11 protein-coding genes are annotated in these 11,844 nt (G+C 66.0%); 4 read left to right on the top strand and 7 right to left on the bottom strand.

Going from position 1 to position 11,844, the window contains the following annotated elements; translation table 11 throughout:
- Positions 1 to 75: 75 nt before the first annotated feature.
- On the top strand, positions 76 to 1,503 hold the full coding sequence (locus QNM97_RS18005; protein WP_283819666.1) for an alpha/beta hydrolase: 1,428 nt from the start codon (positions 76 to 78) through the stop codon (positions 1,501 to 1,503).
- Between the two features lie 96 nt (positions 1,504 to 1,599).
- On the opposite strand, the gene menE is transcribed toward QNM97_RS18005, so the two are convergent.
- From menE to QNM97_RS17980, 5 genes are all read right to left on the bottom strand, one after another.
- Positions 1,600 to 2,691, bottom strand: a complete 1,092-nt coding sequence (menE, locus tag QNM97_RS18000; RefSeq protein ID WP_349632363.1) for an o-succinylbenzoate--CoA ligase — start codon at positions 2,689 to 2,691, stop codon at positions 1,600 to 1,602.
- 83 nt (positions 2,692 to 2,774) lie between these two features.
- Positions 2,775 to 3,209 carry a DUF3349 domain-containing protein gene (locus tag QNM97_RS17995; RefSeq protein ID WP_283819665.1) on the bottom strand — a complete coding sequence of 145 codons (435 nt, stop codon included), beginning with the start codon at positions 3,207 to 3,209 and terminating at the stop codon, positions 2,775 to 2,777.
- Between the two features lie 151 nt (positions 3,210 to 3,360).
- Positions 3,361 to 3,669, bottom strand: a complete 309-nt coding sequence (locus QNM97_RS17990) for a DUF3349 domain-containing protein (protein ID WP_094602353.1) — start codon at positions 3,667 to 3,669, stop codon at positions 3,361 to 3,363.
- 37 nt (positions 3,670 to 3,706) lie between these two features.
- Positions 3,707 to 3,991, bottom strand: coding sequence for a hypothetical protein (locus QNM97_RS17985; protein ID WP_283819664.1), 285 nt, complete (start codon positions 3,989 to 3,991; stop codon positions 3,707 to 3,709).
- A 23-nt stretch (positions 3,992 to 4,014) separates the two neighbouring features.
- A complete protein-coding gene (locus QNM97_RS17980) occupies positions 4,015 to 5,235 on the bottom strand; it encodes an inorganic phosphate transporter (protein ID WP_283819663.1) in 1,221 nt (406 codons plus the stop codon).
- Positions 5,236 to 5,449: 214 nt separating this feature from the next.
- On the opposite strand from QNM97_RS17980, the gene QNM97_RS17975 reads away from it, so the two are divergent.
- The 3 genes from QNM97_RS17975 (at position 5,450) to QNM97_RS17965 (ending at position 9,354) form a co-directional block, all read left to right on the top strand.
- The gene (locus tag QNM97_RS17975) at positions 5,450 to 6,514 is read left to right on the top strand and encodes an LLM class F420-dependent oxidoreductase (protein WP_283823245.1); all 1,065 of its coding nucleotides are present in this window, start codon (positions 5,450 to 5,452) and stop codon (positions 6,512 to 6,514) included.
- Positions 6,515 to 7,067: 553 nt separating this feature from the next.
- On the top strand, positions 7,068 to 8,306 hold the full coding sequence (locus QNM97_RS17970) for an EAL domain-containing protein (protein WP_283819662.1): 1,239 nt from the start codon (positions 7,068 to 7,070) through the stop codon (positions 8,304 to 8,306).
- Positions 8,307 to 8,562: 256 nt separating this feature from the next.
- Complete coding sequence (locus tag QNM97_RS17965; protein WP_283819661.1) at positions 8,563 to 9,354, top strand: hypothetical protein; 792 nt, start codon at positions 8,563 to 8,565, stop codon at positions 9,352 to 9,354.
- Here the strand turns inward: QNM97_RS17965 and QNM97_RS17960 are convergent.
- Both QNM97_RS17960 and QNM97_RS17955 read right to left on the bottom strand, forming a co-directional pair.
- Positions 9,313 to 10,464, bottom strand: a complete 1,152-nt coding sequence (locus QNM97_RS17960; protein WP_283819660.1) for a ThiF family adenylyltransferase — start codon at positions 10,462 to 10,464, stop codon at positions 9,313 to 9,315. The two genes, QNM97_RS17965 and QNM97_RS17960, sit on opposite strands and share 42 nt — an antisense overlap.
- 81 nt (positions 10,465 to 10,545) lie before the next feature.
- The gene (locus tag QNM97_RS17955) at positions 10,546 to 11,715 is read right to left on the bottom strand and encodes a GGDEF domain-containing protein (protein ID WP_283819659.1); all 1,170 of its coding nucleotides are present in this window, start codon (positions 11,713 to 11,715) and stop codon (positions 10,546 to 10,548) included.
- Positions 11,716 to 11,844 lie beyond the last annotated feature (129 nt).

Below are 11,844 nucleotides of genomic sequence, written 5' to 3'. Positions count from 1 at the left end.
CCGTATTGTTCCCTGCGATGACGAGCAGATCGTTGTCGTCGATCCGGGTCGGGGGAGATCTCGGAAGGCTCAGTCATGCGTGGTGGGGGATTCGGTGTGCGGCGTCGTGTGGTCACGGCACTGGTGGTGGTGACCTCGACGGCCGGAGCGCTGATCGGGGTGGCGGGACATGCGCGTGCGGTCGATCCGGACACCCTTCGTCCGGGATGCGAGTGGCGGACCCCGGACGAGGAGGCCCAACACATCCAGACCTGCACCCTCTACTCGGAGGCGTTGGGTCAGAACGTCGTCGTACAGGTGCGGGCGTCGGATCAGGCACCGGGGCAGACCGAGCAGGCCGTGTACTTTCTCGACGGCCTGGGCTCGAACGACGAGTACAACAACTGGGCGACGCCGATCTCGGGTGCGGTGCCCGCCTACAGCACCAGCTACAACCTGGTGATGCCCGCTGGTGGCAAGGGCGAGTGGGACACCAACTGGCAGTCGGCGCCGACCGGTAGTACCACTGCACCGCAATGGGATACCTTCCTCGGTGAGGAATTGCCCGCCTACCTCAACGAGAACTTCGACATCGGGACGTCGGACAACGCGATCGTCGGTGTGTCGATGTCCGGGGCGCCCGCGATCATCGTCGCGCTGAACCACCCCGAGGTGTTCGCCGTGGCGCGCTCGTACTCGGGTTTCTACGAGACCAACAACCCGCTGGGGTGGGTACTCATCCCGATCATCCAGACCGCGCGCGCCGACATCGACAACGGTCTGTCGGCGATGTGGGGACTCCCGCTGAGCGAGGGCAACACCTGGGCCGACAACGACGTCCTGAGTCGTATCGCCGAGGCGAAGGCCAACGGGCAGACCATCATCATCTCCACCGGCAACGGCATCCCGTCGGTCGGTGAACTCCAACTCGCCTGGCAAACGCTGCAACAACAACCACTTGTGTTGTGGCCGATCCTCATTCCCGGCGCCCTCGTCACCGAGCTACTCGGCGTCGGACTGGAGGTCGGTGCGCTCACGTCGACGGTGATCCTCAACGCCGCCGCCCAGCGGATGGACCTGCCGGTCGAGTTCACCTACTCCAACGGCGGGCACAACTGGTTCTCCTGGGCATCGACACAACCATCGGACGCCGCCCAGATCGAAGCGGATCTGGCGGCGGCAGCGGAGAAATCGGCAGCGGAGAAATCGGCGGCCCAGACATCGGCGGTCCAAGAGTCGGCGGCGCAGCGGGTGGTTGCGCCGCAGGTACAACAGCAGGCGGCGGCCGCCGAGGTGACCACGTCCCAGCCCACCCAGACTCCCGCTGCGGCCCCGGCTGTCGAGACGACCCCGTCGGAGCCCACCACGACGGCAGCTGAGACCCTGGCTGCCCAGCCCACCACCACAGAGCCCCCTACCCCCACCGAGAACCCGGCTGCCCACCCCACTACAGATGGAGGCGTAGGAGAAGGTTCGCCCTACGCGATACCTTCTACTACGTCTGCGGCGGCCAACGCCCGCTGAATCCGCTCGACGACGTAGTCGGGCCGAAACAGGAGGTCGTCATAAGGTCGTGGGTCGTCACATTCGCCAGAACGTCACCCCCTGGACGACTTTCTGCTACGTCTGCGGCGTCAACCGGGTGCGGAGTGTGCGCCGATCAACCTTACCCGGGCCGCGGGTGGGCAACTCTGCCACGACGATCACCTCGCGCGGTGCGGCGTAGCGATCGAGCCGCTCGGTGACCGCGTCCCGAAGGCGTTGTGCGTCCACCGAACCCGAATCGGACTCCACCACGACGGCGACCACCTTCTCGCCGAGACGCGCGTCGGGCAGCCCGATCACGGCGCATTCGGCGACCGCGGGGTCCTCGACGATGACTGCCTCGACGACCTGCGGGAGGATCGTGAGCCCGCCGGAGGAGATGGCTTCGTCGGCGCGGCCGATGATCCGTAGGACGCCGTCGTCGACACGTCCGAGGTCGTTGGTGCGGAAGGTGCCCGGCGTGGCGAAGGCCGGATGGTCGGGGAGCAGACGATAGCCGTGCGCGATCATCGGTCCGGTGAGTTCGACGCGCCCGATGCCGTCGGCGCTCGCCCCGTCCAGGGTGATCTGCATGCCGTGCAACGGAATACCGTCGTAGACGCAACCGCCCGCGGTCTCACTCATCCCATAGGTGCGCACGATCGGGATACCTGCCTCGACCGCCCTGTGCAGCAACGGTTGTGGAGTGGCTGCGCCGCCGACGAGCAGGGCGTCGACGTCGGCGAGTGCGGCAGTGGCGCGCGGCGAGTCGAGGACCTTGACGAGTTGGGTGGGCACCAGCGAGGTGTAGCGGCGCGGACCCTCGAAACGATCGAGGGCGTCGGCGAAGGCGTCGGGATCGAAACCCGCCGAGAGATCGAGGACGGCTGGGATGTGCCCGGCGGCCAACGCGCGCAACAACACCTGCAGTCCGGCGATGTGGTGCGGCGGCAGCGCGAGCAGCCAATTGCCCTCGCCGCCGAGATGATCGGCGGTCGCGCGGGCCGAGGCGGCGAGGGTGGCGGGCGTGTGCTGCGAGCCCTTGGGGGTGCCGGTGCTGCCGGAGGTGGCGATGATCAGCGAGACGTCGTCGGCGACGTCGGCCCCGATTCCGAAGGCGTCGTGCAGGATTCGCGACTCACGATCGGACTCCGGGACCGGGGCGAAGGCCGCCGAACCGTCAAGGATGGCGCGTAGGTCGTCGAGATGGTCGAGGACCCGCGGGCCGGACGGTAGGGGGAGGGGGCGCAGGACCAGAGGACGGAGGGGTTTCAGGGCTGGTCCTCGTCGGGGGTGGGTGGGTCTCGAGGCTCGTCGCTGGCGCTCCTCGCACCTCGACCATCGGGGAACGGCTCGTCGCTGGAACGGGGAGCATCGGAGTCGGTCGGGGAGGGCGGGTTCAGCGGGGAGTCGTCGAAGGGGAAGCCGTGCTCTTCGAGGTACTGCTGCACACGCACGAGGTCGGCCTCGTGCGGGAGTTCCTGGGTGACCGCGGAGATCTTGACCCCGGCGTCGATCTTCGAGATGGGTTCCGGCGGTGGGGCCGCCTCGTTGATCAGTTCACCCGACACATGCTCGACCTCATCCTCGGACAGTTGTCGTCGGAGGATGGCCAGGAGCGGTACGTAGTCGTGGTCGGGCACGCCCTGTGGATATCCGGCGCGCAACCACGCGATGATCCTGGCGACCAGCGGTCGATCGGACATCACGCACCCCCTTCTCGTCTGCGGGCCCAACCCTTCGCCGATTGTAGGACGCAAGGTGTGTGGGCCGTTTGATGGATATGCAGCGAACAACCCGGCGCCTGGCGAGCAGGTCGTCCGGGTTGTTCGGCGCCGTGTGGGCGCTGGATGGAACTCAGGCCGTTGCCGGTGAGGCGGCCAAGGGCCAACCGACGGCGGCCAGTCGAGAGGCCACCTGATTGATCTCCGCATCGGTCGGCTGGGTCTCGGTGACCTCGAGGATCGCCTGCTTGATGCGCTCTGGCGTCACCGGGGCATCGGCTGCACGATCCTTGGCCAGGACGAGCGCCACGTTGGTGACCTCTTCCTCGGTGAGGGTCCGCATCAGCAGGGCGAGCAGCGGCGGGAAATCGGTGGGCGGAACGCCATCCGGGTATCCCTTGCGAATCCAGTTGACGGCAGAGTCGAACAGTGAGGAGGACATGATCGCCTTTCGCGGTGTGGACGAGATGGCTGGCGGATCAGCTGTAAGCCCAGTCGGGGAAGACCTGCCAGTCGAAGTAGTACGACAGCGTCTGGCGGGTGACCCACAGCAGACCGACGACGATTGCGGCGACGACGATGCCGAAGAACAGATAGCCCAGCGCCTTCAGCGCCGGATTGGGTGCGCTGATCGTGCCGTCGGCTCCTGCGTCACCGGCGCCGGCCGAGTGCAGCCGCATGCCGATGGCGAACAGGGCGGGCAGTCCGGCACCGAAGATCATGCCGATGACGAGAACCTTGAGGATGGCTTCGAGGATGTCCATGAGAGTGAGGTCCTTCCCGGCCGTCAGGCGAGGGTGGCGGGCTTGTCGGCGGAAGCGTCGTCGGCCGGGATGATCGAGTTGGTGGACTCGTCCCATTCGGCGTTGACGTTGTTGGAGTCGACCTTGTTCTGCTGTGCGCGCCAGTACATGTAGCTCGACGCGGCCACCAGCAGCAGGAAGATGACGATCGCGCCGGTGACGTCACCGAGCAGATGTCCCAGTCCGTAGCAGACGGCGCCGACGATGCCGGCGGCCGGCAGCGTGGTGACCCAGGCGACGACCATGCGGGCCGCGACCGACCAGCGGACCTGCGCGCCCTTCTTACCGACACCGGAACCGAGGATCGAGCCGGTGGCGACCTGAGTGGTCGACAGTGCCATACCGGCGGCGCTCGAGGTGAGGATGATCGCGGCCGAGGAAGCCTCGGCGGCCATGCCCTGCGGGGAGGTGATCTCGACGAGTCCCTTGCCCAGCGTGCGGATGATGCGCCAGCCGCCCAGGTAGGTACCCAGGGCGATCGCCGCGGCGCAGCTGAACACGACCCAGATGGGCAGGCCGTGCTTGACCGAGGAGGCGTCGAGGTGATTGGTGGAGATCAGGGCGAGGGCGATGACACCCATCGTCTTCTGTGCGTCACCGGTGCCGTGGGCCAGCGAGACCAGCGAGGCGGTGACGATCTGGCCGGAGCGGAACCCGCTTTCCTGGCGTGAGACAAGCACTTTCGCGGTGATCTTGAAGACCAGCCAGGTGCCGACCGCGGCCACCGCGCAAGCGATGAACGGCGATGCCAGCGCGGGGATGATGATCTTGGAGAGCACGCCGTGCCAGTCGATGCCGCTGGTGCCCATAGCTGCGATGCCGGAGCCGATGAGTCCGCCGAACAGGGCGTGGCTGGAGCTCGACGGCAGGCCGAACAGCCAGGTGAAGAGGTTCCACAGGATGCCGCCGATAAGGCCGGCGAAGATGATCAGCAGGGCTTCGTTGGCGCTGATGCCGCCGACGAGTCCGCCCGATTTGCTCTGCAGGTGCAGGACGTTCTTGGTGATGGTGGCAGCGACCTCGACAGAGAGGAACGCACCCACCAGGTTCAGTATCGCCGACAACCCGACGGCGACCTTGGGCTTGAGTGCGCCGGTGGCGATGGAGGTCGCCATGGCGTTGCCGGTGTCGTGGAATCCGTTGGTGAAGTCGAAGCCCAGTGCTGTGATGATCAACAGCACGAGAATCAGCATCTCTCCGCTCATGGGCAATATCATGCGTCCGAGGGTGCCGATCCGCATAAATTTCGCTCCGGCAACCATTGTGCGGATCGGCATCATGACCTGCATGTTTGCCCTCTTCGTCGGGTTGTTCATCTACTGTTCACCCAACTGCACCCGCCGGTACATCAAAACCGATGCGAACGAACGATCGGACGGGCCTCCGGGGACGGGTCGCGGTGTGGAAGAATTCGGCGTCATGACGTCGATGAAGCTGGGCATGCCGATCAACTACGCCGGTGACTTCCGCGAGACGATGGACAATCTCGCCGACTTCGAGAAGGCCGGCGTCGCCCGGGTCACCGTCCCCGAGGCGTACAGCTTCGACGCGGTCAGCCAGCTCGGCTACATCGCCGCCAAGACCGAGAAGATGGAGCTGCAGACCGGCATCCTGCCGATGTTCTCACGTACCCCGTCGAATCTCGCGATGACCGCCGCGGGAATGGATTACATCAGCGGCGGACGATTCATCCTGGGCATCGGGGCGTCGGGGCCGCAGGTGATCGAGGGCTTCCACGGCGTCAAGTACGACTACCCCGTTGGCCGGGCCCGCGAGAACGCCGAGATTTGCCGAAAGATCTGGCGTCGCGAGAAAACCGAATACCAGGGCCGCCACTACACCCTGCCGCTGACGAAAGAAGACGGCGGCACCGGATTGGGCAAGGCGCTCAAGATCATCAATCACCCTGTGCGTGATCGCATTCCGATGCTCCTTGCCGCGATCGGCCCGAAGAACACCGAGTTGGCCGCCGAGCTGTTCGAGGAGTTCCAGCCGTTCCTGTTCCACCCCGAGTACGTCGAGGCAGCCTTCGGTGAGCCGCTTGCGGCCGGCAAGGCCAAGCGCGACCCATCGCTGGGCGAACTGGGGATCGTGGTACAGGCGAGCGCACTGATCTCCGAGGACGCCGAGCAGATCGAGGTGGCGATGCAGCATGTGCGCAACCACGCCGCTCTCTACATCGGCGGCATGGGTGCGCGTGGAAAGAACTTCTACAACACCCTGGCGGTGCGCTACGGCTACGCCGACGAGGCCAAGCTGATCCAGGATCTCTACCTCGACGGCAAGAAGGCCGAGGCCGCGGCCGCTGTGCCCGACGACCTGGTTCGGGCGATGAGCCTGATCGGTCCGCGCTCGCTGGTGGCCGAACGCGTCGAGGCGTTCGCCAAGTCGGGTGTCACCGTCGTTTTGGCGGGGCCGTTGGCGCCCACGCACGCGGAGCGGGTGGCGACCATGGAAGGATTGTCGGAGATTCTCGCCGGCTGAGTCCGAGCGCGGAGTTCGCATAAAGCGCATATCCACTCCATTCGCCATGGCCTTTCCTTCATCGCCGCTGGGTGTGAACGGTTGTGAGCGGGCCCCGATGTTTCGGCGGTTGGTATGTCGAGGAGACTTCTCTGACCTAGAGGAATGGGTACGGGTTCTTCTCATTGTGCGCATTGGTCGGCCACCAAGCCGGTGGTACGGGTGAGTCTGCGGCGATCGAGTTCGGTCCCGGCAGTGCCAGTTCGAACACAGCCACAGATGACCTCACCGTCGTCGAGACCCCCGTTGGCATCGATGCCTAGCGTCAAGGTACCCGGGCGCTCGGTTGGCCGCGGTGCCGCATCGGTGGTGAAACCGATGTCGTTCCCGATGCTCGCGGCCGCGGGGCACCGTGATGTGGTTTCACGAGCCACGATGACGCGACTGATCAGTTGGGTCGATATCGCGGGAATTGTCGAGAGGGTTGGCCGACCGCGAGCTGTTCTGCCTCGTTGTGACACGAGTGAGCGCGGGATGGTGCCGATCCATTCGGCGCTAGCCGTAGTCTGAACGTATGACCACTTTCCGGTCGGGGTGCGAGTCGGGCTCTAGTGACATCCAGTTGGTGCAACCTGGTTGGGGCGTAGTGGTCGCATTGTCTATTGACCCTTACCATCGAGTTGCTGTGGCGTACGGGCGGGAGCGCTCGGTGGACATTGCAGAGGCATTCATCGCCAGTGCACTGGCGAGATCGGGTGCAACCGCCGCGCTTGTTCGGCGATCGGATCTCGAGTGGATTGGGTCCTTCGGTTCACAGGACGTCGCCGCACTGTCATTGCTGGACCAGCCGTGGAGTTTCGGCGCGCACGCTGTTGATCTCGACGGGGTTGTTCATTATCTGGATCTCGCGATGGGGATTGTGCGTGCAGCTGATTTCCCCGTGACTGTCGCCGACGAGGAGATCGTCTCCGCCGCCGACGCGGCCCTGTCGCGGGCGCTCGTTGACGGCCTTAGCGCGGTGATCGCGAATCCGTCTCTGGCACAATCACTTCAGCGTGAGATTGCTGTGGCGAACGCACTCATCACGGCCGACGACGACGATTTCCCGGTCTATTATCAGCCGATCGTCCGCTTGTCCGACGACGTCACTGTGGGCTGGGAGTCGTTGCTGCGCTGGACGACTGCGGGCTCCGTGCGCAGTCCGGACGCCTTCATGCCGGTCGCCGAGGCGACCTCGCTGATCATCCCGATCGGTCGGCGTGCGATCCGCGCGGTCTTCGCCGATCTCGCCGGGCGAATCGGTCGCACGGAGGGCGATGAGGCCTTCATCTCGATCAACTTGTCCGCCAAGCAGTTGTGGGACGAGTCGCTTCCCGCGTACTTCGCCGAACTCGGCGCCGAGTACGGGGTGGAGCCGAGCCGCGTGTGGATCGAGGTCAGTGAGATCGACGTCATCCGGCCCGCGGGAGCCGCTGCGCGCACGCTGTTCGCGCTCCACGATCTCGGATGCACGATTTGTGTGGACGATCTCGGCTCGGGTTTCTCGGCATTGCGATATGTCCGGGACCTTCCGGTCGAAGTTCTCAAGGTGGATCGGACCTTGGTGACCCCGTTGCCGGACAGCGCTTCCGACCGCGCTGTGGTGGATGCGATCTGCACGATGGCGAAAGCGACCGGATTACGCGTCGTCGCCGAGGGAATCGAAACCCAGGACGAACTCGACGAGGTGACCAAGCTCTGTTTCGACCTCGGTCAGGGATATCTGCTCGGCCGTCCCGCGGCAGCCGCCGACCTCTTCGGTCCGGCGCGCTGATGCGCCCAGATCGCCTCCGACCGGGACCTTCAGTGAGCTAACAGTTCTCTGATTGCGGCCGTGGCCGTATTCTGACCGAATGGCGCCATCACAGACGCCTCTTGTGAAACACGGGGAATTCACGGGATGCACAACGAGATCCGTGATGGTCCATATTCCGTTCGTCGTTCCCGAACGGGAAATTGTATTCACGATATTCAATCACGTCGTTCAGCCACAGCGTCGTGGTCGACTTTCTCGGAAAGAAGCACGCCTCATGAACGCAGCTCTGCGCACCATCGCCACCCGTCACGACTCCGCGATCCGCGGGATGGTGACGCCGAACTACACCCTGCGGGCAGCCACTCCGGCGATGCATCCGGCCCTGTGGCGGGAGTACCTGCGGGGTGCGGAGAACGCCTACACCCGGTACGGCTGTGCGGCCGCCCTGGACTACGAACGGGTGGTCGGTGGCGAGGAGACGGTGATGTTCTTCGTCGTCCTCGACAATTCGCAGCAGGTGGTGGGTGGATTGCGGGTGCAGCCCCGCTTCGCCGCTGCGGCGCAGACGCATGCGCTCGAGGAGTGGGCGGGTCAGCCCGGTCAGGTCCATCTGGTCAACGCCATCGAGGAACGCATGGACGGCGGCATCGTCGAGGTCAAGACGGCCTGGACCGACGAGCGGTCACCCATCGCCAAGGAGGTCGTCGGACAGCTCTCGCGGCTGGGGTTGCCGATCATGGAGATGTGTGGAGTCGACCACATGATGGCCACGGCCGCCGACCACGTCCTCAAGCGCTGGACCTCCGGTGGCGGGCGGGTCGACCCGAGCGTGCCCGCCACCCCGTTCCCGGACGAGCGCTACCGCACCCAGCTGATGTGGTGGGAGCGGGCCACGTTGGAGTCGGCGACGACGCCGGAGGTCTGGGGCCGGATGCGCGACGAGGCCGACCGGCTGGCCGCGATCTACCCGAACTCGCAGGCGTGGGGCGCCCGCCCGCCGGTGCGTCACCACGACCGTTCGGCGTCAGCTCGTTCCGGTGCCCTCACCCATGGCTTGCGCCGCTGAGGCGAATTCGGCCTGACCGAGCTCGTTCCATCCCTCGTGCGTCCCCGCGTCGGACCCGAGAAGGATCTCCTCGATACCGAACCGATAGCGGCCGGACCGGACGGGCCGACCACAGACGATAGTGCGTGCAGCCGTTGCCACCAGCGCCCCGGCCATCGCGGCGGTCGAGCCGAGTTGCGGCCACGAGGTGACGCTGCGGCCGAGTTGGCTCGCGGAGAACGCCATCCGAGGCGTGACCTCGTCACCGACGATGGCCAGTGCCATCCGGAGTCGTTGAGCGGGGTCGGCGGCGTCGCCGGCCGAGAAGCCCTCACCGCGGCCGTGGAAGATCGGGTAGTCCGGGTCGAGGTCATAGCGCTCGACGTCGAGGACGACGTCCTCGCCCATATCGGTGGCACTGAGTACCGGCACCCCGGCCGCACGGGCGCGTCGACGCATGTCGATCTTCATCGCCACGTCGTCGATCTCCTCGATGATCACCGAGGCCGGCAGTTCCTCGGTGGAACCCGCGAAGGCTGCCGAGCCCAGGAACGCCTCGGCCAGGTCGGGACGATAACCGTCGGGAAACGTCGTGACCTGCGTATACGGGTCCCCCTCGAGGATGCGCCTGCGCGCGAGCTCAACCTTGCTGACACCGAGATCGGTCACCGACCCGACGATGCGATTGAGGTTGGTGGGCGCGAGCTCGTCGGAGTCGGCGATGCGGAATCGGCGCGCCCCGGTCAGCGCGGCGGCGGTCAGGGCCGACGAACCGACGCTGAGGCCCGCGACAGCGATCACCGCGGTACCCCAGATCTGCTGCTCACGCCCGGTCAACAGGTGTCGGTTGCGGGCGGTCTTGAGCCGGTGGTAGAGGTCGGCGTCGGGAAGCCGCACCAGCGTCGAGCGCCACGGGAACAGGATGTAGCGGCTGCGGCGTTCGACGAGCTCCTCGTCGGTGACGTCGACGGGCTCGGGAGCCGACGTCTCCGGATCGACGTGGACGAGCCGGTCGAGTACCGCGAGCTCGGGACCTGCGTACGTCCACCCGTCGACGAACGAGATTGTCGGCGACGCACGTAACCCCGCGATGCGTTGCCGGTCATCGGTCGGATCGAGAATCTCCACCACGGATACCTTCGGGATCGGCCGGGGTCGGACCCCCGGGACAGGGTCATGCGGGTACCGACGGCATTGTCGGCTGCTCGACGCTCAGTGGGTCTCGTCCGGCTCGTCCGACGGCGACGAGTGCAGATGACGCCAGTAGGACGGGGCGACGCTTCCGGTCTCGGCGCGGTTGCGGCCCATACCCTTGGCGGCGTAGAGCAGCTGGTCGGCCTGGGCCGAAAGACGGTCCATCAGCTCGGACAGGGTCGGGTGGTCGGAGTCGTAGGTCGCCTCGATGATCTTGGCGCACACCCCGCCCACACTGACCGTTGCGTCGGTGGTCGACGCCACGGTCAGCCGGATGTCGTCGGCCAGCCGCGACAACCCGACTGCGTCGTCGGTGGCGGTCAGGACCGCGAATTCCTCACCGCCCGAGCGGGCAACCAGAGAACTCGGGGGAACCGCGTTCTGGATGGCGTTGGTGATCTCCACCAGAACCGCGTCACCGGCCGAATGGCCGTGGGTGTCGTTGTACTTCTTGAAGTAGTCCACGTCGACCACCAGGAAGGCGACGTGCTTGCCGGCGGTGGCCGCGGTGCGAAACAGGTGGATCGCGCCGTCGAGCAGTCCGCGGCGGTTGAGAGCAAGGGTCAGCGGGTCGGTCACGCTCAGTTGTGCCTGCTGATGTAGCAACGCCGTCAGTCGTCGGCGCAGGCTGGTGACCAGATAGGTCGGTACCGCGATGGCCATCAGCGCCGCGCCGCCGCCCACGATCAGCGCGGTCGTCGAGGTTGCCCGGATGGAGACGACCACACACACCAGGACGGCGGCGGTGAGTACGAAACCCATGACCACTGGTAACGACGAGTCCATCGCCGACAGCGCGGGGATCGCCGCAAGCAGGACGAGGACCGCCAACGCCGCTCCATTGTCAGCGATCACGATCGACGATCCGGCGACGCCGAGCATGCCGCCGAAACTCAGAAGGGCGAATCCGCGGTCGGAGAGTCGCCGGGCGTAGACGGTGACCGCAACCGACAGCAGGGTGTAGACGCCGATGACGACGAGCACCCATTGGCAATGGGGTTTGAGGAACGTCGAGGACAGGAGTCCGAGGAGGATCAACGGAATCGCACCGGTCTCGCTGACCAGCACGCCGATGGTGCGCTGGTCGAAACTCCGGGCGAACGAGGGACCGTCGACACCCCTGGTGGCCGGGACCAGCTCGGACGAGCGGAATCCGGGGTTCGAATTGTCGGGAGGCTGAAGTCTCATCGGGGAGTGGGGTCGGCCAGTCGTTGTGGAGGGCGCGGACGGGGTTACGCGCATCGCAATGTGACCGGACGGTGACGAGGGGTTAACGCACCGACGAGCCGCAAAGTCGCTCCACTCCACTTGGTCTGG

This window comes from Gordonia sp. L191 (assembly GCF_030077625.1).
Lineage (GTDB): Bacteria > Actinomycetota > Actinomycetes > Mycobacteriales > Mycobacteriaceae > Gordonia > Gordonia polyisoprenivorans_A.
This window is presented reverse-complemented; position numbering and strand designations above follow the sequence as displayed.

What these genes read in the sequence shown, in the direction of transcription:
- QNM97_RS17995 (WP_283819665.1), bottom strand. Translation starts at nt 3,209, where the DNA reads ATGTCCGATCGACCGCTGGTCGCCAGGATCATCGCGTGGTTGCGCGCC.
- QNM97_RS17990 (WP_094602353.1), bottom strand. Translation starts at nt 3,669, where the DNA reads ATGTCCTCCTCACTGTTCGACTCTGCCGTCAACTGGATTCGCAAGGGA.
- QNM97_RS17975 (WP_283823245.1), top strand. Translation starts at nt 5,450, where the DNA reads ATGACGTCGATGAAGCTGGGCATGCCGATCAACTACGCCGGTGACTTC.
- QNM97_RS17970 (WP_283819662.1), top strand. Translation starts at nt 7,068, where the DNA reads ATGACCACTTTCCGGTCGGGGTGCGAGTCGGGCTCTAGTGACATCCAG.
- QNM97_RS18005 (WP_283819666.1), top strand. Translation starts at nt 76, where the DNA reads ATGCGTGGTGGGGGATTCGGTGTGCGGCGTCGTGTGGTCACGGCACTG.
- QNM97_RS17980 (WP_283819663.1), bottom strand. Translation starts at nt 5,235, where the DNA reads ATGAGCGGAGAGATGCTGATTCTCGTGCTGTTGATCATCACAGCACTG.
- QNM97_RS17985 (WP_283819664.1), bottom strand. Translation starts at nt 3,991, where the DNA reads ATGGACATCCTCGAAGCCATCCTCAAGGTTCTCGTCATCGGCATGATC.
- QNM97_RS17955 (WP_283819659.1), bottom strand. Translation starts at nt 11,715, where the DNA reads ATGAGACTTCAGCCTCCCGACAATTCGAACCCCGGATTCCGCTCGTCC.
- QNM97_RS17965 (WP_283819661.1), top strand. Translation starts at nt 8,563, where the DNA reads ATGAACGCAGCTCTGCGCACCATCGCCACCCGTCACGACTCCGCGATC.